General features: G+C 71.2%; 20 protein-coding genes and 1 riboswitch. Of the genes, 9 read left to right on the top strand and 11 right to left on the bottom strand.

Annotated features, from left to right (window positions below):
• Positions 1–82: 82 nt before the first annotated feature.
• Genes JAP66_RS16425 through JAP66_RS16435 form a run of 3 tightly spaced genes read right to left on the bottom strand, consistent with a single transcriptional unit; the run spans position 83 to position 3,464 of the window.
• On the bottom strand, positions 83–1,861 hold the full coding sequence (locus JAP66_RS16425; RefSeq protein WP_199432603.1) for an ABC-F family ATP-binding cassette domain-containing protein: 1,779 nt from the start codon (positions 1,859–1,861) through the stop codon (positions 83–85).
• Positions 1,862–1,902: 41 nt separating this feature from the next.
• Positions 1,903–2,871, bottom strand: coding sequence for a 4-(cytidine 5'-diphospho)-2-C-methyl-D-erythritol kinase (locus JAP66_RS16430; RefSeq protein ID WP_199432604.1), 969 nt, complete (start codon positions 2,869–2,871; stop codon positions 1,903–1,905).
• Positions 2,872–2,894: 23 nt separating this feature from the next.
• Positions 2,895–3,464 (bottom strand): TetR/AcrR family transcriptional regulator, encoded by a 570-nt coding sequence (locus JAP66_RS16435; protein WP_307849587.1) that lies wholly within the window; start codon positions 3,462–3,464, stop codon positions 2,895–2,897.
• 141 nt (positions 3,465–3,605) lie between these two features.
• Between JAP66_RS16435 and JAP66_RS16440 the strand changes: the two genes are divergently transcribed.
• Positions 3,606–5,027 (top strand): MFS transporter, encoded by a 1,422-nt coding sequence (locus JAP66_RS16440; RefSeq protein ID WP_199432605.1) that lies wholly within the window; start codon positions 3,606–3,608, stop codon positions 5,025–5,027.
• A gap of 53 nt (positions 5,028–5,080) precedes the next feature.
• On the opposite strand, the gene JAP66_RS16445 is transcribed toward JAP66_RS16440, so the two are convergent.
• The 5 genes from JAP66_RS16445 to metG all read right to left on the bottom strand — a co-directional run bounded on the left by JAP66_RS16445 (position 5,081) and on the right by metG (position 11,722).
• Entirely contained in the window at positions 5,081–6,085 is a 1,005-nt protein-coding gene (locus tag JAP66_RS16445; protein WP_199432606.1) for a methionine ABC transporter ATP-binding protein, read from the bottom strand.
• A gap of 174 nt (positions 6,086–6,259) precedes the next feature.
• Positions 6,260–6,349, bottom strand: a riboswitch (SAM riboswitch).
• 76 nt (positions 6,350–6,425) lie between these two features.
• The gene (gene rsmA, locus JAP66_RS16450; RefSeq protein WP_199432607.1) at positions 6,426–7,271 is read right to left on the bottom strand and encodes a 16S rRNA (adenine(1518)-N(6)/adenine(1519)-N(6))-dimethyltransferase RsmA; all 846 of its coding nucleotides are present in this window, start codon (positions 7,269–7,271) and stop codon (positions 6,426–6,428) included.
• 82 nt (positions 7,272–7,353) lie between these two features.
• Positions 7,354–8,811 carry a resuscitation-promoting factor gene (locus tag JAP66_RS16455; RefSeq protein WP_307849588.1) on the bottom strand — a complete coding sequence of 486 codons (1,458 nt, stop codon included), beginning with the start codon at positions 8,809–8,811 and terminating at the stop codon, positions 7,354–7,356.
• A gap of 297 nt (positions 8,812–9,108) precedes the next feature.
• Positions 9,109–9,939: a TatD family hydrolase gene (locus tag JAP66_RS16460; RefSeq protein WP_199432608.1), complete on the bottom strand. Its 831-nt coding sequence runs from the start codon at positions 9,937–9,939 to the stop codon at positions 9,109–9,111.
• Positions 9,929–11,722, bottom strand: a complete 1,794-nt coding sequence (metG, locus tag JAP66_RS16465) for a methionine--tRNA ligase (protein ID WP_199432609.1) — start codon at positions 11,720–11,722, stop codon at positions 9,929–9,931. The genes JAP66_RS16460 and metG overlap by 11 nt, the downstream gene beginning before the upstream one ends.
• Before the next feature lie 59 nt (positions 11,723–11,781).
• Here metG and JAP66_RS16470 point away from each other — a divergent pair, with 59 nt between their 5' ends.
• From JAP66_RS16470 to JAP66_RS16485, 4 genes are all read left to right on the top strand, one after another.
• Complete coding sequence (locus JAP66_RS16470; RefSeq protein WP_199432610.1) at positions 11,782–12,381, top strand: PadR family transcriptional regulator; 600 nt, start codon at positions 11,782–11,784, stop codon at positions 12,379–12,381.
• Between the two features lie 80 nt (positions 12,382–12,461).
• Positions 12,462–13,451 carry an ATP-binding cassette domain-containing protein gene (locus JAP66_RS16475; protein ID WP_199432611.1) on the top strand — a complete coding sequence of 330 codons (990 nt, stop codon included), beginning with the start codon at positions 12,462–12,464 and terminating at the stop codon, positions 13,449–13,451.
• Positions 13,441–14,208 carry an ABC transporter permease gene (locus JAP66_RS16480; RefSeq protein WP_199432612.1) on the top strand — a complete coding sequence of 256 codons (768 nt, stop codon included), beginning with the start codon at positions 13,441–13,443 and terminating at the stop codon, positions 14,206–14,208. Before JAP66_RS16475 ends, JAP66_RS16480 begins: the two co-directional genes overlap by 11 nt.
• Before the next feature lie 126 nt (positions 14,209–14,334).
• Positions 14,335–14,925 carry a glycoside hydrolase family 25 protein gene (locus JAP66_RS16485; RefSeq protein WP_199432613.1) on the top strand — a complete coding sequence of 197 codons (591 nt, stop codon included), beginning with the start codon at positions 14,335–14,337 and terminating at the stop codon, positions 14,923–14,925.
• Between the two features lie 31 nt (positions 14,926–14,956).
• Here JAP66_RS16485 and JAP66_RS16490 read toward each other — a convergent pair whose 3' ends face one another.
• A complete protein-coding gene (locus JAP66_RS16490; protein ID WP_199432614.1) occupies positions 14,957–15,946 on the bottom strand; it encodes a glycoside hydrolase family 183 protein in 990 nt (329 codons plus the stop codon).
• 139 nt (positions 15,947–16,085) lie between these two features.
• Here JAP66_RS16490 and JAP66_RS16495 point away from each other — a divergent pair, with 139 nt between their 5' ends.
• Positions 16,086–16,580, top strand: a complete 495-nt coding sequence (locus tag JAP66_RS16495; protein WP_199432615.1) for a DUF4234 domain-containing protein — start codon at positions 16,086–16,088, stop codon at positions 16,578–16,580.
• 26 nt (positions 16,581–16,606) lie between these two features.
• On the top strand, positions 16,607–17,926 hold the full coding sequence (locus JAP66_RS16500) for an aminodeoxychorismate synthase component I (RefSeq protein ID WP_199432616.1): 1,320 nt from the start codon (positions 16,607–16,609) through the stop codon (positions 17,924–17,926).
• A gap of 144 nt (positions 17,927–18,070) precedes the next feature.
• Here JAP66_RS16500 and JAP66_RS16505 read toward each other — a convergent pair whose 3' ends face one another.
• Entirely contained in the window at positions 18,071–19,030 is a 960-nt protein-coding gene (locus tag JAP66_RS16505) for a quinone oxidoreductase family protein (RefSeq protein WP_199432617.1), read from the bottom strand.
• 118 nt (positions 19,031–19,148) lie between these two features.
• On the opposite strand from JAP66_RS16505, the gene JAP66_RS16510 reads away from it, so the two are divergent.
• Complete coding sequence (locus JAP66_RS16510) at positions 19,149–19,661, top strand: QsdR family transcriptional regulator (protein ID WP_199432707.1); 513 nt, start codon at positions 19,149–19,151, stop codon at positions 19,659–19,661.
• Positions 19,662–19,665: 4 nt separating this feature from the next.
• Here the strand turns inward: JAP66_RS16510 and rsmI are convergent, their stop codons facing one another.
• Positions 19,666–20,514 carry a 16S rRNA (cytidine(1402)-2'-O)-methyltransferase gene (gene rsmI / locus JAP66_RS16515; RefSeq protein ID WP_199432618.1) on the bottom strand — a complete coding sequence of 283 codons (849 nt, stop codon included), beginning with the start codon at positions 20,512–20,514 and terminating at the stop codon, positions 19,666–19,668.
• Between the two features lie 62 nt (positions 20,515–20,576).
• Between rsmI and JAP66_RS16520 the strand changes: the two genes are divergently transcribed.
• Positions 20,577–22,148 carry a dolichyl-phosphate-mannose--protein mannosyltransferase gene (locus tag JAP66_RS16520; protein ID WP_199432619.1) on the top strand — a complete coding sequence of 524 codons (1,572 nt, stop codon included), beginning with the start codon at positions 20,577–20,579 and terminating at the stop codon, positions 22,146–22,148.
• The last annotated feature ends 5 nt before the right edge of the window (positions 22,149–22,153 follow it).

Genomic DNA, 22,153 nt, shown 5'->3' on the forward strand with positions numbered 1-22,153 from the left:
CGCGGCGTGGAGCACCTCCCGGTCGTGAGTGCGCACGCGAGTTCTAACTCGTGTGCGCACTCACGAGCCCCGGGCGCACTGGTCACTCCACCGCTTCGGAGATCTCCAGCCAGCGCTGCTCGACGTCGTCCTTCTCCGCGCGGAGGTTCTTGAGCTCGGTGTTGAGCTCCATCAGGCGGTCCGGATCGGTCGCGGCGGCGGCCAGCTCGTCGTGCAGCCCGGCCTCCTTGGTGTGCAGGGTGTCCAGCCTGCGTTCGAGCTTGGCCAGCTCCTTGGTGATGGCCCGGTGCTCGGCAGCGGTCACCTTCGGCGGACTGCCATGAACGACTCGTTCCTGGCGCTTATCGCCAGTAGCGGGTCGTTCATGAATGCTGTTGCGGTGGGTGAGGTACTCCTCGATGCCGCCGGGCAGGTGGGTGATCTTGCCGTCGCCGAACAGTGCCACCACGTGGTCGCACACACGTTCCACGAGGTAGCGGTCGTGCGAGACGACCACCAGGGTGCCCGCCCACGAGTCGAGCAGGTCCTCCAGCTGCTGGAGCGTGTCGATGTCCAGGTCGTTGGTCGGCTCGTCGAGCAGCAGCACGTTGGGTTCCGACATCAGCAGCCGCACGAGTTGCAGCCGGCGCCGCTCGCCGCCGGAGAGATCGTCGACCGGGGTCCACTGCCGCGCGGGCGGGAAGCCGAGCTTCTCGGCCAGCTGGGACGCCGAGAGCTCCTGCTTGCCGAACGTCACCCTGCCCGCGACCGCCTCGACGGCCTGCAGCACCCGGAGGTTGCCCGGCAGGTCCTCGAGTTCCTGCTTCAGGTGCGCCAGCCGCACCGTCTTGCCCTCGATCCGCCTGCCGGTGATCGGTTCCGCCTCACCGGCCAGCAACCGCAGCAGCGTGGTCTTGCCGGAGCCGTTGACACCGACGAGCCCGATCCGGTCGCCGGGGCCGACCCGCCACGTGACGTGGTCGAGCAGCGTGCGCTCGCCGGCCTTGAGCGACGCGTCCTCGAGCTCCAGCACGGTCTTGCCGAGGCGGCGCTTGGCGAACGCGAGCAGCTCCGGCGTGTTGCGCGGCTCCGGCACGTCCGAGATGAGCGCCTCGGCCGCCTCGACGCGGAACCGGGGCTTGGATGTGCGCGCCTTGGCTCCGCGCTGGAGCCACGCCAGCTCCTTGCGCGCCAGGTTCTGGCGCTTCTCCTCGGCGGTGGCCGCGAGCCGGGCCCGCTCGGCACGGGCGAACACCCAGTCGGCGTAGCCACCCTCGTACTGCTCGACCTTGCCGTCCGCGACCTCCCACGTCCGGCCGCACACCGTGTCGAGGAACCAGCGATCGTGGGTGACGACGACGAGCGCGGTCTTGCGGGCGAGCAGGTGCTCGGCGAGCCAGCGCACGCCCTCGACGTCGAGGTGGTTGGTCGGCTCGTCGAGCACCACGAGGTCGAGCTCGGCGACCAGTGCCGCCGCCAGCGCGACCCGGCGCCGTTCACCGCCGGACAGGGTCCCGGTGAACGTCTCCAGGCCCAGCGCGGAGATGCCGAGGCCGTCCACGATCGAGCGCACGCGGGCATCGGCGGCCCACTCGTACTCGGCCGCGTAGTTCGAGAGCACCGCCTCCCGCACCGTGCTGCCTTCAGGCAGGTCGGTGCGCTGCGTGACCACGGCCATCCGCAGGCCGCGGGCCCGGCTCACCCGCCCGGAGTCCGGCGGGCTGATGCCGGCGAGCACTTCGAGCAGCGTCGTCTTGCCGCCACCGTTGAGCCCGACCACCCCGATCCGGTCTCCCTCGGCGATACCGAGCGACACCCGGTCGAGCAGTGGCCGCACCCCGTAGGACTTGCTGGCCGATTCCAGGTTGACCAGGTTGGCCATCCGTTGGTTGTTCCTCTCAGAATTCGAAAACGTCGAGCAGATCAGGCATGTACCTGCGGAGGCGCGGAGTGCCGGGGCGTGTCGTCACCGCCGACCAGGCGCGCACCGGGCACCGGTCCGTGCGCCACCCGCACGGTGCGGCACACCCCCGCCCCGGACAGCTCGGCGGCCACCTCCAACGCGGAGTCCGCGCCGGTGCACAGGAACGCGCACGTCGGCCCTGATCCGGAGACCGTGCCGGCCAGCGCCCCCGCGTTGACCCCCGCCCGCAGCGTGCGGCGCAGGCCCGGCCGCAGCGAGACGGCGGCCGCCTGCAGGTCGTTGCCGAGCAGCAGGGCGAGCTGGTGCGGGTCGCCCGAGGCGAGCGCCTCGACGACCGGGGTGTGCGAGCCAACCCTCGGCGGGTTCCCGGCCGCCCGCAGGCGGTCCAGCTCACCGAACACCCGTGGCGTCGACAGCCCGCGCTGGTCGAACGCGAGCACCCAGTGGAAGACGTGCCGCGAAAGCACGGGCACGAGCTGCTCGCCGCGGCCGGTACCGAGGGCGGTGCCGCCGTAGAGCGCGAAGGGCACGTCGCTCCCGAGGTCCGCGGCGATCTCGGCCAGGTCGTCGCGGCCGATCTCGAGCCGCCACAGCGCGCTCAACCCGACCAGCGTGGCGGCCGCGTCCGCGCTGCCGCCGGCCATGCCGCCGGCCACCGGGATGCCCTTGCGCAGCACCACCCGCACCTTGCTCGCGTCCTCGGGGCGGCCCACGTGCTCGGCGAGCGCCCGTACGGCCTTCCACGCGAGGTTGCCGGTTCCGGTCGGCACCGACTTCTCGCCCTCGCCGTAGACCTCGATGCCCGGCTCCTCGGAGGCGGCGACGGTGACCTCGTCGGTCAGCGACAGCGCCTGGAAGATCGTGGTGAGGTCGTGGTAGCCGTCCTCGCGCGCGTCACCGATCGACAGGTGCAGGTTCACCTTCGACGGAACCCGCACGGTGACTGGCGGCGGTACGACGGCAAGCACGGCCTCCAGCCTACTTGGCGTGCTCAGTCTCGCGGCGCAACCAGCTCCAATGCGACCTGGAGCGCGACGTCGGGTGGCGCCTGCCTGCCGCCACCGAAGATCGGGTTGAGTCCCAGCACCAGGGCGACGAGCGCGAGCCGGGCCCGCAGCTCGCTGGCCGGGTCGCGCGCGTCGGCACAGATGAGCTCGAACAGGTCGCGGAGCTTGTCACCGAGCGGATGCATCACGCCGAGCTCCTTCATGGCAGGAGCGTTCTGCTGGATGAGGCGCATAACGGGCGCGAAGCGCTCCGCGACGAGCGCCGAGAAGCGGCGCAGGACCTCCTCGCGCGTCTCGACCGAGCTCGGCTGGGCGCGGCCCCACTCCAGCAGCTCGTCGAGGGCGGCGACGAGGTCCTGGATGAGGCTGTGGACGATGTCCTCTTTGGTGCGGAAGTGGTAGTACAGGGCCGCCTTCGTGACATCCAGCCGCTCGGCGATCTCCCGCAGCGACGTCTTCTCGTAGCCCTGCTCGACGAACAGCTCCAGCGCCACCCGCTGGATGCGCTCCCTGGTGTCGCTGCGCCGCCCCGCCATGTCCGCCCTTCCAAACACCCTTCACAAACTTACTTGACGCCCGGCTAGTTCCGGCTTACGTTGCTACCGTAAGGCTACCTAGTCGGCCGGCAAGTAATCATTCGACTCCGCGTCGTGCCGGTCAGATCGGGCCTCCACACGGTCTCACAAGGGGAAACAATGACGACAACTGCTCCCGCCCCGGTGGCGGCGCAGGTCGACCGGCGCAGATGGCTGGCACTGGCCGTGATCGGCCTCGCCCAGCTCCTGGTCATCATCGACATGACGATCATGACGATCGCGCTGCCGTCGGCACAGCAGGACCTGGGCATGTCGGACGCCGCCCGGCAGTGGGCCATCACCGCCTACACGGTGACCTTCGGCGGCCTGCTGCTTCTCGGCGGGCGGCTCGCCGACCGGCTCGGCCGCAGGAATACACTGCTGGCCGGCGTCGTCGGCTTCGCCCTCGCCTCGGCGGTCGGCGGCGCGGCGACCGGCACGGAGATGCTGCTCGTCGCGCGCGCCGCCCAGGGCGTCTTCGCCGCGCTGCTCGCGCCGTCCACCCTCTCGCTGCTGACGGTGACGTTCACCGAGCCGCGGGAGCGGGCGAGGGTGTTCGGCATCTTCGGCGCGATCATGATGTCCGGCGCGGCGGTGGGCCTCATCGCGGGCGGGGCGCTCGCCGAGTACCTCGGCTGGCGCTGGTGCCTCTACATCAACCTGCCGATCGCGGCCGTCGCCGTCGTGGCCGGGGTGTTCGTGCTGCCCCGTGCGCGAGGCCACCGCGATGCCCGGCTCGACTGGACCAGCGCGGTGCTCGGCGGGGGCGCGATCGTCTCGCTGGTCTACGCGCTGTCCGAGGCCGCCGAGAGCGGGTTCGGCTCCGCGCTGGTGCTCGGCCTGCTCGGCGCCTCCGCGGTGCTCGTGGTCGCGTTCGTGCTGCGGCAGGCACGCACGCGCGGGCCGCTGCTGCCGCTCGGCATCGTGACGGAGCGGTCGCGGGCCGCCGCCTTCCTCGCGGTCGGCGTCGCGGCGTTCGGCATGTTCGGGATGTTCCTGTTCCTGACCTACCAGATGCAGGCGATCATGGGTTACGGCCCGTTCGCCACCGGGATCGCCTTCCTGCCGCTCGTCGCGGCCAATGTGCTCGCCGCCACCCAGATCACCGGCCGGCTCTCGGCCCGCATCGGGACGCGACCGCTACTGGTCGGCGGGCTGCTCCTGCTGGCGGCAGGGCTGTTCCTGCTCACCTGGCTGACGCCGGAGAGCTCCTACGCCGGGTTGCTGCTGCCCGCGGAGCTGCTGCTCGGCCTCGGCGCCGGCCTGGCGATGCCGACCGTCATCAACGTCGCGACCAGCGGTGTGGCGCCGCGGGAGGCGGGCGCGGCTTCGGCGTTCGTCACGACGTCGCAGCAGGTGGGCGCGTCGCTGGGGACGGCATCGCTGAACACGATCGCGACGGCCGCGACCGCGTCGGCGGCCACCGGCGGTGCGGCGGCCACGGTGCACGGCTTCGCGACGGCCAGCGGCTGGGGCGCCGCCGTGCTCGCCGTGGGCGCGATCATGGTCGGCTGGCTGTACCGGGCGCGCGAACGCTCGTGAGTGCGGACACGAGTTCTAACTCGTGTCTGCACTCACGAGCGGTGACCTGCGGGTCAGGCGGCCACGTTGCGCAGGCCGTAGAGGGTGTGCGTGACGTGGGCGCCGCGCTCGGCAATCCACGCGAGGGCGGCGTCGGCCCGCTGGCCACGGACGCCGAGCCGGAAGCGGGCCACCGGGGTGTCGCCGACGCGGGTCAGCCCGCCGCCGATCGTGGCGAGCTCGACGTCGAACCGGCCCGCCGCCTCGGGCAGCAGGGCGCCCACGGCGGCGAAGCCGACCAGCACCACGTCCACCGCGCGGTCGTACTGCGCCGCCTGTGCGCGCGTCGTCTCGATCGCGGGCAGCAACTCCTTGCCTGCCCGGCTGTGCGGCTTCGCCAGCAGCTCCAGCAGGTTGCCGCTCTCCACGACCGTGCCCCGCTCCAGCAGCGCCACCTCGTCGCAGGCGCGCCGGGCCACCCCGGCGTCCGGCGTGGTCAGCAGCACCGTGACACCCAGTTCGGCCCGCGCCCGGTCGAGCACGGTCAGCACCGCGCCGGACTCCTCGGAGTCCACCTCATGGGTCGGGTCGTCGGCCAGCAGGACGGCGGGCGCCGCCGCGAGCGCCCGCGCGACGGCCACCCGCTGCCGCTGACCCGCGGTGAGCTCGTCCGGCCGGTCGGCCGCACGCTGAGTGAGGCCGACGAGATCGAGCAGGGTGCCGACCCGGCTGCGCCGCTGGGGGCCGTCCACGCCGCCAAGTTCCAGCGGCAGCGCGACGTTGCCCGCGACGGTCCGCTCGGTCCGCAGCCGCGGGTCGAGCACCGCCACCTGACGGCGGGTGTCCCGCAGCCGCCGTCCCTCCAGCCGGGTGGCGTTGAGCCCGTCGAAGCGCACCGCGCCGCGGTCCGGACGCTCCTCCAGCGCGACGCAGCGGGCGAGGGTCGACTTGCCGGCACCGGCGGGGCCGACCACCCCGTAGAGGGCACCCGCGCCGATCTCGAGGTTCACATCGCGCAGCGCCACCACGGGCGCGCCGTTACCGGGAAAGGACTTGCTGACGTTCTCGACGGTGATCACGTAAGGCTCCAGAGCAGCTCGAGGTCGCCGCGCGCCGGCGGCGAGAAGGTGATGCGGAGTAGGCGGTAAGGAGGAAGTCAGACGAGGACGGTGTGGCGGCGACACGCACATACGGTGCGGCGGCCCTCATCGACGACTCGACGCCTGGTGAGCCTTCGGGAGCGATACACGAATCCTCCATCGGTCCTGGCGTTAGCACCTGCCCCGGCGGGGCGGTTGCTGCGACTTCGGCGAGCCAGGTCTCTCGGTCGCTCGGGATGGATGCCCGACAAGTACACCGGAAACGGTGGCGTTTACGCAACCTCGCGGGCGGAGATCACACCATCGCCACACTCGGCCACTAGCGGGCGGCGACGATACGCGCGAAATCCTCGACGCTCAGCCGCTCACCGCGGGTCGCCGGATCGATCCCGGCGGCGGACAGCAGCCGCCCGGCCTCGGCTGCCGAGCCCGCCCACGAGGCGAGCGCCGCCCGCAGAGTTTTCCGGCGCTGGGCGAACGCGGCCTCCACCAGCCGGAACACCGCGTCCCTCTCGGCGAGGGCGGGCGGCTCGCCCCGCTCGAACTCGACCAGCGCCGAGTCGACGTTGGGCACCGGCCAGAACACCGTGCGCGGCACCGCGGCCACCTTGCGCGTGCGGCCGTACCACGCCATCTTCACGCTCGGCACGCCGTAGACCCGGCCACCGGGACCGGCGGCCATCCGGTCGGCGACCTCGGTCTGGACCATCACCAGCCCGCGCCGCAGCGACGGCAGCTCCGCGAGCAGGTGCAGCACGACCGGCACGGCGACGTTGTACGGCAGGTTCGCCACCAGCGTCGTGGGCGGCTCGGGGAGATCCTCCGCCCGCAGCCGCAGCGCGTCGGCGTTGCGCACGCTCAGCCGGTCGACGGGACCCGCGTGCCGCCGGACGGTGGCGGGCAGGCGCTCGGCGAGCACCGGGTCGATCTCGACGGCGACCACCCGCGCACCGGAGGCCAGCAGGCCGAGGGTGAGCGAGCCGAGCCCAGGGCCCACCTCGAGCACGGCGTCATCGGGACCGACGTGCGCGAGATCGACGATGCGGCGCACGGTGTTCGGGTCGTGTACGAAGTTCTGGCCGAGCTTCTTGGTCGGCCGGACGTCGAGCTCGGCGGCGAGCCCGCGGATCTCCGCGGGGCCGAGCAGGCCCGGTGTTTCGGTCACGGGGCCAGCCTAGAACCCGGCCACGTTTCCCCGGTGCGGCGCTCGCCGCACCGGGGAGACCGTGAACGGTCGCCGCGGGCGGTCAGCTCAGGCCGAGCTGGCTGGAGCAGTGCGGCCAGGCGCTGTAGCCGCCGCGGTCGTCGCGGACCTTCGTCGCGATCGCGATCTGCTGCTCCCGGCTGGCCTCGTGCGGGTAGGCCGCGTACTGGTCGCCGCCGTAGGCGTCCCAGGTCGGCTTGTCGAACTGCAGGCCGCCGTAGTAGCCGTTGCCGGTGTTGATGGACCAGTTGCCGGTGGACTCGCACTGCGCCAGCCGGTCCCACACCGCGCCGTCGCTGATCTCCGGCTGCGGCGGCTCCTTGGTGCCGACCCGGACGACCTTCGGCTCGGCCTTCTTGATGATCTTCTCGGAGAGCTGCTCGCGGGCGACCTCTTCGTCGTTCTTCTTGGTGATCCGGAGGGTGACGACCTTCTCGCCGGGAGTGCCCTCCTCGACGACGATCTCCTTGCCCTGCTCGAGCTCCGGGTCCTCGATCTCCTTGACCGGCGGCTCGATGACCTGGTTCTCGTTCACCACGGACACGCCGGTGCGGCTGATCCGCACCTCCGCACCGTCGACCAGCTTGACGTCGAGGCCGCCCTCGACCTGGTCCTCGGGGCCGAGCCGCAACGAAGCCTCGTCGATGAACTCCTGCGCCGTCACCGCGTTGGTGGTGACCTCGCGCGGTTTGTTGCCGCCGTCGAAGAGGGTGATGTGCTTGAGGGTCTTGACCTCGAGAGTCATCCCGTCGAGCGGCACCTCGCCGTTGGGCGGGACGGAGAACCAGGTGCCGGGCTTGTTCAGGTCGGCGAGGCCGAGCTGGCCCAGCGCCTCTTTCACGGTGGTCGCGCGCACCCAGGACTCGCGCTGCACGCCGTCCACGATGAGATCGAGCTGGCGGCCGCGCTCGAGCTTGATGACGCCGCCGTCGCCGACGGCGGCCTGCGGGGAGGGCGAGAGCGCGTCGTGCGCGCCGATGTCGATGCCCGCGTCCTCGAGCACCTCGCCGACGGTGTCGCCGAAGCTGCGGACCGTCTGCTGCTCACCGTCGACGTCGACCGTGACGCTCTTGTTCATCGCGAGCGCCGCGGCACCGCCGCCGCTGAGGGTGATCAGCACGGCGAGGGCGGCGCCCTTGAGGAAGCGCTTCTTCCACGTCCGGACGGCGGAGACGAGGCCGCTCCCGGGCTCGTCGAGCGCCTCGGCGGGCTTGCCGGTCCGGTCCGCGCCGCGCTCGTCGGGAGCGACGATCGGCGGCAGCATCGTGGTCTCTGCGTTGATCAGCCGGATGAGCTCGTCGACATCGACGTCCGCCTCGGAGAGCAGGTCGTCGGCCTGCGGCCCGAGTGCCGTCCGCACATCGTGCGGGGTGACTCGCGGGTCCGGCGAGAAGTCCAGGTCGTCGGCCGGGCTCGGCCAGTCCAGGAGGGCGGTGGAACCGCCGGTGGATCTCGCGGGGGCACCGGCGCGCGCACCAGTGTGCCTCGAACTACCAGTCACAGGGTCGATCCCTTTCGCATAAGGCCGGTGGCCTTGTACGTGGGTGGGCGGTGGCCCACCTTTCTCGTCCGACTCCCGCAGTCAGCGCCGTCCCTCGCGGCGATGAGCCGCTTCCCCGACGTACACCGACGTGACTGTGGGCGTACCGATCGAAAACTCACAGGTCGAGCTATCCAACCGGCACGATCACGGGACAGTAACGAAGGCGCCGGGGTTGCGCAAACACCCCCCGGAATGTCGTGACCTTCGTCACTCCATCGAAGGATGTATTGACCTTCCACGGATGTCGCAATGCGTCTAACTCGTTGTGACACTGGGCATCCGAAACACTCGTTCAGCATTGTGCCGCACGGCATCGGCGACTTCCGCGACGGGCTGTCCGCGCAGCTCAGCGAGTCCGCGGACCGTGTAGGCGGCGCAGTACGGCTCGTTCCGCCTGCCCCGGTAGGGATGCGGCGTGAGGAACGGCGCGTCGGTCTCCACCAGGAACTGCCCGGCGGGCACCAGGCGCGCCGCCTCGTGCAGGTCCCGGGCGTTGCGGAAGGTCACCGTGCCGGCGAAGGAAAGCACGTACCCCGCGTCGACGCAGCGCCGTGCGATGCCGGCGTCGCCGGAGAAGCAGTGGAACACCACCGTTTCGGGTGGCCCTTCCTCGGTGAGGATCCGCAGCACGTCCTCGTGCGCCTCGCGATCGTGGATCATCAGCGGCTTGCCGAGCCGCTTCGCGAGGTCGATGTGCCAGCGGAAGGCCTCCTGCTGCGCCTCGTGCGGCGAGTAGTCCCAGTAGTAGTCCAGCCCGGTCTCACCGACCGCCACCACCCGGTCGCCACGGGCGAGCCGTTCCACTTCGGACCTTTTGGCATCGCCGAAGTCCTTGGTACGCGTGGGATGCAGCGCGATCGCGGCATAGACCCGATCGTCCCAGATGGACGCTTCGGCGACCCAGCGCGCGGAGGGGAGGTCGTCGGCGACGGTCACCACCCGGACGATGCCCGCGGCCTCCGCCCGGTCGAGCACGGCCGCGACGTCGGCGGCCGTGCCCGCGCCACAGGCGTCCAGGTGCGTGTGCGAGTCGATCGCCGGTGCCGGGAGGGGCTCAGGCGCGGGCGGACGCTGCTCACGGCTCAATGGGGGCCCACTCCGGTCCGGTCTCGGCCAGCTTCGGGTCGAGCTTGGCGAACAGCGGGGTCGGCTTCGCCAGCGGGCGGCCGACCTCGATCGGCACGGACTCCCAGCGCGCCTGCTCGCGCGTGTAGTCGCCGGTGAGGATCGGGTTGGTGCGGCCGGGGATGTCGAGGTCGTCGACGTCCTTCAGCTCCGGCTGCGCGGCCCACACGCCGGTGCCGCCGAGCGCCTCGTGCACCTTCTGCGCCGAATGCGGCAGGAACGGCGTGAGCAGGGCGTTCGCGTCGGAGACGACCTGCAGCGCGGTGTGCAGCACGGTGTCGCGCCGCTCGGGGTCGTCCTTCAGCTTCCACGGCTCCTGCTGGGAGATGTAGCGGTTGGCCGCGGTGACGACCTTCATCGCCTCGCTGACGCCCGCGCGGAACCGCGATCGCCGCAGATGGCCGCCGACGGTGTCGAAGGCCTGCCGCGCCATCGCCTTCAGCTCCTCGTCGGCCTGTTCCGGCGCATGCGGGCGGGGCACCGCGCCCACGTTCTTGTGCGCCATCGAGACCGAGCGGTTGACCAGGTTGCCCCACTCGTTGGCGAGCTCGAAGTTGATCCTGCGCACGAACTCGTCCCAGGTGAAGTCCACGTCCTGCGTCTCGGGCCCGGCCGCGGAGATGAAGTAGCGCAGCGTATCGGGGCCGAAGTCGCGCAGGAAGTCGTTCAGGTAGATCACCGTGCCGCGCGAGGTGGAGAACTTGGAGCCGCTCATCGTGAGGAACTCGCTCGAGGCGATCTCCGTGGGCAGGTTCAACGCGCCGTAGGGGCCGACCTCGCCGCCGCGGTCGCCCTGGCCGTTGTGCCCGAGCAGCAACGCGGGCCAGATCTGGGCGTGGAAGGTGATGTTGTCCTTGCCCATGAAGTGCACGATCTCGGCGTCCGGGTTGTTCCACCACTCCCGCCAGGCGTCGGGGTCGCCGGAGTGCCTTGCCCATTCGACGCTGGCCGAGAAGTAGCCGATCACCGCGTCGAACCAGACGTAGAACCGCTTCAGCGGCTCGTCCCGCCAGCCGTCCAGCGGGATCTTCACCCCCCAGTCGAGGTCACGGGTGATCGGCCTCGGCCGCATGTCGTCGACCAGGTTCCTGGTGAAGTTCAGGACGTTGGCCCGCCAGTCGGTCTTCGTGGACAGCCACTTGCCGAGCGTCTCGGTGAACGCGGGCAGGTCGAGGAAGAGGTGCTCCGTCTCGACGAACTTGGGCCGCTCGCCGTTGATCCGGGAGACCGGGTTGATCAGCTCCGCGGCGTCCAGCTGGTTGCCGCAGTTGTCGCACTGGTCGCCGCGCGCGCCGTCGTAGCCGCAGATCGGGCAGGTGCCCTCGATGTAGCGGTCGGGCAGTGTCCGCCCGGTGGACGGGCTCACGGCTCCCGTGGTGGTCTTCGGCACCACGTAGCCGTTGCGGTGCAGCGCGAGGAAGATCTCCTGCACCACCTTCGCGTGGTTGCCGGTGGTAGTACGGGTGTAGAGGTCGTAGGTGACGCCGAGCCCGCGCAGGTCCTCGGCGACCACCCGGTGGTACTTGTCGACCGTCTGCTGGGGGGTGAGCCCCTCCTTGTCGGCCTGGACCAGGATCGGCGTGCCGTGCTCGTCGCTGCCGGACACCATGAGCACCCGGTTGCCGGCCATCCGCTGGTAGCGCGCGAAGACGTCCGAGGGAACGCCGATACCGGATACGTGGCCGATGTGGCGGGGGCCGTTGGCGTAGGGCCAGGCCACCGCGGTCAACACAGAGGTGCTCATGCCTGTTTAGCCTACGGATGGCGTCTCGCGCGTTGTCCGCGAGGGAGTGAGGAGGTCCGGTGTCCGCCACTCGGTTGCTCGTGCTCGGCGTGGTCCGCATCTACGGGCGGGCGCACGGCTACCAGGTGCGCCGCGAGCTGCTCTCCTGGTCGGCGGACAAGTGGGCGAACGTCCAGCCGGGCTCGATCTATCACGCACTGAAGAAGATGGCCGGGGAAGGAGTGCTGGACCAGGTCGAAGCGGAAGCGGGCACCAAGGGCCCCGAACGCGTGGCCTACCGGCTTACCGACGCCGGTCAGAAGCACTTCGACCAGCTGCTGCAGACGATGCTCGCCGAGGTGCGCGAGGACCACGGCGGACGCGAGCTCGCCGCCGCGGTCGCCTTCCTGCCCGCCCTCGGCCGCGAACGCGCGATCAGCCTGCTCCAGTACCGCGTCACACAACTGAAAGGGCAGCAGGCAAACCTCGATCTCATGCTCCGGCACGGCACCGAGTGGGGCCAGCCGGAACACGTGAACGCGCTGTACCGCATGTGGCAGGGCCAGGTCGAGGCGGACCTGAACTGGGCCGCCGATCTGATCGAACGGCTGAGGGCCGGCGAATACGCGATGGCCGATGACCCCGAGCCCGCCTTCGGCCGGCCGGGCGCCATCGAGTAATCAAGTTTGACCAACGAGCGACACATAGGACAAGCTGTGCAGGCAGCTAGTCAAACTTGACTACCGATCAAGGGGGAAAGATGATCAAGGCACGCGGTCTCGCGCGGCGGTTCTCCGCCCGCGGCCGCACCGTCGACGCCGTCAAGGGCGTCGACATCGACGTCTCCGCCGGCGAGCTCGTCGGCTTCCTGGGCCCCAACGGCGCGGGCAAGACCACCACGCTGCGGATGCTGACGACGCTGCTGCGCCCGACCGCGGGAGAGGCCGTCGTCGGCGGCTGTGACCTGCTGGCCGACCCGCTGGGCGTGCGCAAGCGCATCGGCTACGTCGCGCAGGGCGGCGGCACCGCCCCGGAATGCCGGTTGGGTGAGGAGATCGAGCTGCAGGGCAGGCTCTACGGGCTGACGAAGGCCGAGGCGCACCGCCGCGGCGCGGCGCTCACCGAGCAACTGGATCTCGCGGGCCTCGACGAGCGGCTGACCAAGACCCTCTCCGGCGGGCAGCGGCGCAGGCTCGACATCGCGCTGGGGCTCGTGCACGACCCCAAGCTCGTGTTCTTCGACGAGCCGACCACCGGGCTCGACCCGCAGAGCCGCGCGAACCTGTGGGAGCACATCCGTGGCCTGCGCGCCGAGCACGGCGTGACCCTCTTCCTCACGACGCACTACCTGGACGAGGCCGACTCGCTGTGCGACCGGATCCTGGTGATCGACAACGGCCAGATCGTCGCCGAGGGCAGCCCCGACTCGCTCAAGGCGCGAGTGTCCGGGGACGGCGTTGAGATCGGCGTCCCGGCGGAGTCGGTCACCACCGCCGCCGAGATCGTCGGCAGGATCGAGGGCGCGCACGAGGTGTCCGTCCTGGACGGCACGGTGCGGTTCCGGGTGCCGCGCGGCGACACCGCGATGCCCGAGCTGCTGCGCGCGCTCGACTCCGCGGACGTGCCGATGCTGTCGATGCAGGTGCACCGGCCCACGCTCGACGACGTGTTCCTGACCCTGACGGGCCGCTCGCTGCGCGACGCCGAGCAGACGGAGGAAGCCGGGGAGGTGACCGCCGATGCTGCGTGACGTGTGGCTGATCTTCCGGCGCGACCTGTTGCTGTCGCTGCGGAACCCGGCGTGGATCCTGATCCAGATCATGCAGCCGCTGCTGTACCTGGTGCTGTTCGGGCCGCTGATGGAGAAGATGGTGGCGAACACGCCCGGCTTCCCGCCCGGCGACGTCTGGCAGATCTTCACCCCGGCGCTGATCGTGATGATCGCGCTGTTCGGCAGCTCGTTCGTGGGGTTCGCGCTGCTCGCCGACTACCGCAACGGTGTCATCGAGCGGCTGCGGGTGACGCCGGTCAGCCGGGTGGCGCTGCTGCTGGGAAAGGTGCTGAACAACGCACTGCAGGCGGTGATCCAGGCGATCCTGCTGATCACGCTCGCCGTGGTCGCCTTCGGCCTGCGAGCGCCCTTCGGCGGGATCGTCCTCGGACTGGTGATCGTGGCGCTGCTCGCGGTGACGATGGCGTCGGCCTCCTACGCGCTCGCGTTGACCCTGAAGAGCGAGGAGGCGTTCCCGGCGCTGCTCAACGCCGTGCTGCTGCCGGTGTTGCTGCTCTCCGGCATCCTGCTGCCGATCACCACCGGGCTCGCCCCGGCGTGGCTGTACAACATCTCGCGGATCAACCCGTTCACCCACGTCGTCGAGGCCGAACGGGCAGGCTTCCGCGGTGAGTTCACGATGGACGCGCTGTTCACGGGCAGCGTGGTGCTGGTTGCGCTGGCGGCGCTGGCCGTGTTCTGGGGAACCCGCACGTTCCGCCGGGAGAACGCCTGACCCGGGCCCGGGGACCGGCAGTCCTGACGGACACTGACACGCCCGCTGCGGTGAAGGCCAGCTACCTGCGCCGATGGGACGTAGGCTGGCCTTCACCGCAGTTTGTCAAGGCCCGGGGGCGAAGGAGTGCCGGAACAGGACACCGAGCGTGGCGTCGACCTCTCGCTGCACCAGGTCGTGCCCGACTGGCCCGCGGCCAGGGCGCACGCCGTCTCGTTCGCGTCGATCACCGTCACCGAGAGCCTGAACTGGACCGATGCCGGAGCCGCGCGGCAGCTCGGTGCCGCGCAGCAGGCGGGCATCCACACCGGCATCCGGCACTATGCCCGTCCGGGCGCGGTGCACGATCAGGCCGAGCACCTCGTCCGCACCGGCAGGCTGCTCGGGGCCTTCGCACCCGGCGCGCTCGCCCCCACGCTGGACGTCGAGGCGACCGGCGTGGACGACCGGTTCATCAAGTCCTGGATCAAGGCGGTGCGGCATGCCTCCGGCTTCCGGCGGGTGCTCGTCTACGCCGGCTACGAGCAGTGGCTGCACCGGCTGCATCCGGACAAGTGGGCGGACAGCGAGGTGGTGTTGTGGCTGGTGCGGCACAACGGCATCCCGGGGCGGCCGGGCTGGTTCCATTCGCGGCTGGGCCTGCACCAGCACAGTGGCGGGGAGTACGGGGTCGACGCGCTCGTCTACCCGTTCACCCTGGCCGACGTGCTGCTCTGACTCGTGAGTGCGCACACGAGTTAGAACACTGTTACGCACTCACGAGGCGGGTACGCATGAGGAAGACGTTGTACGGGCCCCACTGCGAGACGAGGTAGTAGAGGTCAGGGCCCTCCAGCGACCACGGGTGCAGGAAGCCGCCGTAGACGGCCGGGTACTCTCGCCCGGACACCAGCACCTCGCCCCAGCTCCACGGCCCGGTCAACCGCTCGGCCGCGCGCAGCACGATGCCCTTGCGCCGCTCGTCGAGGTGCATCGCCAGCCACCGGCCGCTGTGGGCGTGGTAGCCCACCGACATCTCGCCGACCGGACCCGCGAACACGGGGGTGGCCGCCCGCTCCCCGCCCGTCCAGCCGGAGCCGTCCCAGTACTCGAAGGCACGGGTCCGCAGCAGGCCGGGAGGTGGCACCCGCGCCAGGTAGGCGTCCCCGTACCGCCCGCTGGTCGTGCCGAACAGGTAGACGTGCTCGCCCGCGCGGGTGAAGGCGCCGATCTGGAACCGGCTGTCCCGCCGCCAGCGGTTGGGCCATCGCGCCGAGCGCGGCTTGTCCCAGGTCCGGCCGCCGTCGGCGGACACCGCGATGCCCGCGTGGTTCGTCCGCCACCTGCCGGGCGGGCCCCACTTCCGCACCGACATGTAGTGCACGTACTGCTTGCCGCCGACGGCGATGCCGCCGTTCGGGATCACCGTGACCTCCCTGCCGCCACCGGACGGGATCACCTGGCACGCCCCGCCGTCCGGGCGGCACACGACATCGTCGAGCACGAGCCCGGCCGTCAGGTCCCGGCTGGTCGAGAACGCGAGCACGTTGCGCCGCCAGTCGGCGTGCCCGGGCCCAGCGCCGTTGCCGCCCCAGCCGCGGCCGTACGTGTCGCCGAAGAGGACGAACACCCGGCCGTCCCCGCCGTCCCACATGATGCCCAGGTCGGTGGCGTGGATGCCGAACCGCTCGTCGGTGCGGTTGGCCGAGCCCGCCCCGGTCACCTTCGCCACACGGGATGTCTCCAGCACGCGGAACATGCCTTCCGACCGTACGCGGAAGCGCCGGCAACGGTCGCGACGATGTGTAACAGATCGATACCTGAGCGCTGCTTCGCGTAACGGTGCCGGCCACCCGCACGACTACGCGAAGCACAACCGCAATATGGAGGCAGATCGCGTGACGCAGCCTGAGTTCGACGCCCAGAACCCACCGCCCCCGCCCCCGGCACCGGCGGCGCAGCTCGCGCCGAATGTGCCCGGCGGAAAACCGGTCGCAATGGGACTGGGGATGAAGAAGCGGCACCCGGTGGCCGCCTGGCTGCTGTGGCCGTTCCTAACGCTCGGCATCTATCATCTCGTCTGGTATTTCAAGATCCACAAGGAGATGGCCGAGTTCGACCGGCGACGCGCCGTTCCCACCGCCGGGCCCATGCTGGTGCTGCTGTTCCTCGGCTGGACGGCCATCGCACCGCTGGTGAGCTATTACAACTGCGGCAACCGGATTCGCAACGCCCAGCGCTCCGCCGGGCTGCCGGCGACCTGTTCGGCCGGGGTCGGCACCGTGTTGATGCTCGTCTTGGGCGCCGGCATCCTCTACTACCAGGTCGAGCTCAACAAGGTCGTCGACACCTACGGCGTGGGAGAGGGCCAGCAGGTGCCGCTCTACGTGTGAGCAAACCGCAAGGCGACAATGGCGGCATGCGGTTGGTGCGCAGGGCCCTGCGGTCGAGCACGACGCCGGATCGGGCGTTGCTGCTGCTCGACCGGCGCGCTCGCGCGCACGGCCTGGCCGCGCCCGCCGCGCTGACCGGGCAGTGGTTCGGTGCGCGCGCCGTGCTGGCGCCGACCGTCGACATCGCCGCGGTCACCGGGGCGGACGCCGCGTTCGCCGTGCCGGCCGGCCAGCCCGCCGTGCGGGACGCGGTACCCGGCGCGGTGGGCGGCGGGTGGTTCGGCTATCTCTCCTACGACCTGACCGACCCCTCCGGGCGCCGTGGCGCGCTGCCCGCCGCCGGTTGGGGCTGGGCCGATCACGTGCTGCGGCTCGATGCCGACGGGCTCTGGTGGTTCGAGGCGCTGGTGCCCGACGGAGCGCCTGACCCCGCCTCGCTGGCCGAGGAACTCGACTCGGCGCTCAGCTCCGACGCGCCGGTGCCCACCTGGAGACCGGCCACGCTGGACCGCCCGCTGCCCGCCGAGCACCACGCCGCCGTCAAGGCCTGCGTGCACGCGATCGAATCGGGCGAGCTCTTCCAGGCCAACATCTGCACCCGCTTCACCGGCCGGTTCGACGGCGAGCCCAGCGCGCTGTTCGCCGAGGGGGTACGCACGCTGCGGCCCGGCCGGGGCGCCTACCTCGCCGGTGACTGGGGCGCGGTCGTGTCGATGTCGCCGGAGCTGTTCCTCGCCCGGTCCGGCCGCCGGGTGCACTCCACACCGATCAAGGGCACGCTCCCCCGCCGCGGCGCCGCGGACGACGCGCTCGCCCGCAGGCTCCGTGAGTCCACAAAGGACGTCGCGGAGAACGTCATGATCACCGATCTGGTGCGCAACGACCTCGGCCGCGTCTGCACGGTCGGCAGCGTCACCGTGCCGGAGCTGCTGGCCGTCCGCGCCGCACCGGGCGTATGGCACCTGCACTCCACCGTGCGCGGGACGCTGCCCGCGGGAACCACGGACGCGGAGCTGCTGCGGGCCACCTTCCCGCCGGGCTCGGTGACGGGTGCACCGAAGATCCGCGCGCTGGACCTCATCGCCGAGCTGGAGACCGCACCACGCGGTGGCTACACCGGCGCTGTCGGCCTGGCCTCCCCCATCGCCGGGCTGGAGCTCAACGTCGCGATCCGCACGTTCGAGCTGCGGGGCGGCACGCTGGAACTCGGGGTCGGCGGCGGGATCACGGCCGATTCCGACGCCGCCGCCGAGTGGCAGGAATGCCTGCACAAGGCCGCACCACTGGAGTGGCTGCTCGCCTCGCCCGGCCGTGAGACGAGAGAGCCTCCGGGTGGACGGTCGTGAGTGCGTAACAGTGTTCTAACTCGAGTAAGCACTCACGAGAGGTGACCAGGCACAACGCCCGCGCCTTCCTGGGATCAAGGACAGCCTCGCAAGTGCCTTGTTCCTGAAGTCCGCACCACGGCGGCGCCGGTCTTGTGACGACCGCTAGCGGCTGGTGTCGAGGACGAGCTTGCCGATCGTGCCCCGCGCGCGCAGCGCCTCGTGTGCCTGACGCGCCTCGGACAGGGCGTAGTCACCGCCGGCCACCGCGCGCAGGCTCCCCGCACGCACCAGCCCGAAGAGTTCCGTAAGCGCGGTGCCGAACACGTTGCCGGGCAAGGTGAACGCATGCGGCAGCCACATCCCGGACACCGACGTCGAGTGCTTGAGCAGGCTCGGCAGCTGCACCGGCTGCGGCGGCTGCCTGCTGGCCATGCCGAAGAACGCGAGCCTGCCGAACGGCGCGAGCGCGGCGACGCTCTGGTCGGTCACGGGGCCGCCGGTCATGTCGAGCACGACGTCGACCCGCCTGCCGTCGTTGGCCTCGCGCAGCGTGGCGGTCATGTCCTCGGCCCGCGAGTCGACGGCGACGTCCGCGCCGAGCTTCATCGCCAGCTCACGCTTCTCCGCGCTGCTCGCGGTGGCGATGACCCGGCCTGCTCCCCACGCCTTGGCCAGCTGGACGGCGATGGTGCCGACGCCGCCCGCGGCGGCGTGCACGACGACCGACTCGCCGGGCTCAAGGTGTGCGTTCCGGCGCAGCAGCAGCCACGCGGTGGTGCCCTGCACCAGCAGCGCCAGTGCGGTCAGGTTGTCGACTCCGTCCGGGATCTCGAAGACCCGCGCAGGGTCGGCGAGCGCCCGCTGCGCGTAGCCGCCGCCGTCGTTCAGCAGTGCGACGACCCTGCGGCCGTCGGTCGTGCGCCCGGCGACCTCGCCGCCGGGGACCATCGGCAGCGTGCTCTCGGCGAGGTAGCTGTTCTCCGCCTGATGGGTGTCCGCGTAGTTGACGCCGGCGTGTTCGACCTCGATCAGCACCCGGTCCGGCACCTCTCCGGGATCGGGCAACTCGACGGGCTGAAGGACCTCGGGACCACCGAACTCGGTGACTTGTACGGCTCGCATGAGACGATCCTACATCCGTCTCACCTGAGACGGATGTTGATATGTTTCACTCGTGACCGTGGATGACCGCGCCTTCGAGGTCGCGCGCCGCTGGTTCCGCACCGGCAGGCGCATCGACATGCGCGAGTTGGCCGCCGAGCTGGACGTGAGCAGGGCGACGCTGTTTCGCAGGGTCGGCAACCGCGACCGGCTGCTCGGCGAGATTCTGTGGTCGCTGGCCGAGCCCGTGTTCGAGGACCGGCTGCGGGCACAGCGGGGTTCCGGGGCCGAGCTAGTGGCGCGCACGGTCGGCGAGTTCGTGGAGGTGGTCAACGCCGACGAGGCGTTCCGCGAGTTCCTGCGGCGGGAGCCGGAGCGCGCGCTGCGGGTGCTGACCACGAAGGCCAGCGTCGTGCAGCGGCGCACGATCACGAAGCTGGCCGAGGTGCTCGACACCGAGATCCGGGCGGGCAGGCTCACGCCACCGCTGCCCGTGCCCGATCTGGCCTACCTCGTGGTGCGCATCGCCGAGTCGTTCCTCTACACCGACGTCATCACCGGCGAGCAGCCCGACGCGGCGAAGGCGCGGCAGGCCGTCATGGCCCTGCTCACACCCCCTCGTGAGTGCGCACGCGAGTTAGAACGCGGGTAGGCACTCACGAGGCGGGACCACGGCGGGCCGCCAGCACCGCGTCGTAGAGCTCCTTCCTCGACACCCCGGTGGCCTCGGCCACCTCGGCCGTGACGGCCTTGAGCCGTTCCCCCGCGGCGACCCGGTCGGCGACCTCCCCGATCAGGTCGGTGACGGACACCTCCTGTCGCGCGGCACCGGCCAGCACGACCGTGACCTCGCCGCGCACGCCACCGGCGGCCCACTCGGCCAGCTCGGCCAGCGGCCCGCGGCGCACCTCCTCGTAGGTCTTGGTCAGCTCCCGGCACACGGCGGCGCGCCGGTCGCCGCCGAGCACGTCCGCGGCGTCGCCGAGGGTCGCCGCCAGCCGGTGCGGCGACTCGAAGAACACGGTGGTGCGCGGCTCGGTGACCAGCCCGCCCAGCCACTTCGCCCGCTCCCCGCCCTTGCGGGGCACGAAGCCCTCGAAACAGAACCGGTCGGACGGCAGCCCGGAGACCGCGAGCGCGGTCGTCACCGCCGAAGGGCCCGGTATGCAGGTCACCGGGAGGTCCTCGGCCACGCAGGCGGCGACCAGCCGGTACCCCGGGTCGGACACGCTCGGCATCCCCGCGTCGGTCACCAGGAGGACGGACTCGCCCGCGCGCAGCGCTTCGAGCAGCTTCGGCAGCCGCGCGGTCTCGACGTCCTCGTAGAAGCTGACGACCCGCGCCGTCGGCCTCGCGCCGAGCGCGGTGGCCAGCGACCGCAGCCGCCGGGTGTCCTCGGCCGCGATGACATCGGCGCCGGCGAGCGCCTGCACCAGACGCGGCGAGGCGTCCCGCGAGTCGCCGAGTGGGGTGGCGGCCAGTACCAGGCGGCCGAGCTGAGCCATGCCCCGAGGCTAGCGGGGCCATCGACACCGAGTTCACCGCGCCGCCCTTAGGATCGACCCTCGTGACCGCACTCCTCATCCGCTCGCCGGGGGACGGCACGGGCCCGGATCCGGAGCGGACGCGGCCATCCGGCGATCGCGAGGCCACCCTGCTGGGCAGGCCGATGCCGGGGGACCGGATGCGCGCCCTCGTGGTGACGCTGGTGCTCACCGCGATCGGCGGGTTCGTACGGTTGCAGAACCTCGGCTTCCCCACCGACGGCGGCACGCCGGTCTTCGACGAGAAGCACTACGTGCCGCAGGCGTGGCAGATGCTGCGCAACGGCGGCTACGAGGACAACTACGGCTACGAGCTCATCGTCCACCCGCCCCTGGCCAAGCAGCTCATCGCGATCGGCGAGTGGATGCTCGGTTACAACGGCTGGGGCTGGCGGTTGAGCGCGGCGATCGCCGGCACGCTGATCATCCTGCTGACCATCCGCATCGCGCGGCGGCTGACCAGGTCGACGCTGCTCGGCGCGATCGCCGGGATCCTGGTGATCAGCGACGGCGTGCTGCACCTGCAGTCCCGCATGGGGATGCTGGACATCTTCCTCGCGCTGTTCGTGCTCGCGGCCTTCGGCTTCCTGCTGCTGGACCGGGAGCAGGTGCGCGAGCGGCTCGCCGTCGCCGTGCGCGAGGGCTGGGCGGACGAGTCGCCGTACGGGCCACGGCTGGGCTTCCGGTGGTGGCGCCTCGGCGCGGGGGTGATGCTCGGCCTGGCCACCGCGGTCAAGTGGTCCGGGGCGTACTACGTCGTGGCCTTCGCCCTGCTGTGCATCGCCTTCGACGTGGCGGCCCGGCGGGCGGCCGGGGTGGCGCGGCCGTGGCTTGGCATGCTGCGCCGCGACCTCGCGCCCGCCGCGTGGGGGATCGGCATGATCGCGGTGCTCGTGTACCTCAGCAGCTGGTGGGCATGGTTCGCCAGCGAGACCGCCACCGACCGGCACTACGTGGAGATCGAGGGAGTGCCGGCCGGGCCGTTGGGCTTCGTGCCGGACGCGCTGCGCTCGCTGTTCCTCTACACGACCAACGTGCTCGGCTTCCACGAGGATCTGACGACTCCGACGGACGACCCGCATCCGTGGGAGTCGAAACCGTGGACGTGGCCGATGGGCCTGCGGCCGATGCTCTACTACTACGAGTCGGGCAGCGAGGCCGCCGGCTGCGGGCAGGCGGACTGCGTGCGCGCGACCATGCTCGTCGGCACGCCCGCACTGTGGTGGCTGGCGCTGCCGCTGCTGGGCTGGGGGCTCTGGCGGTCGATCTTCCGCGCGGACTGGCGCTACACGGCCGTGCTGGTCGGCTACTCCGCCGGGCTGCTGCCCTGGTTCGCGATGCTCGACCGGCAGATGTACTTCTTCTACGCCACGCCGCTGGCACCGTTCCTGATCCTCGGGCTCACGCTGGCGCTGGGGCAGATCCTCGGCAGCGCGCGCAACGGCTTCGAGAGACGCGGCACCGGTCTGCTGGTCGTCGCCCTCTACACCGGCCTTGTGGTGGCGAACTTCGTCTGGCTGTGGCCGATCCTGAACGGAGACTCGATCACCAGCGACCGCTGGCAGGCCGAACTCTGGCTGCCGTCCTGGCGCTGAGCAGG

The sequence above is a fragment of the Qaidamihabitans albus genome (genome assembly GCF_016464705.1).
Taxonomy (GTDB): Bacteria; Actinomycetota; Actinomycetes; order Mycobacteriales; family Pseudonocardiaceae; genus Qaidamihabitans; species Qaidamihabitans albus.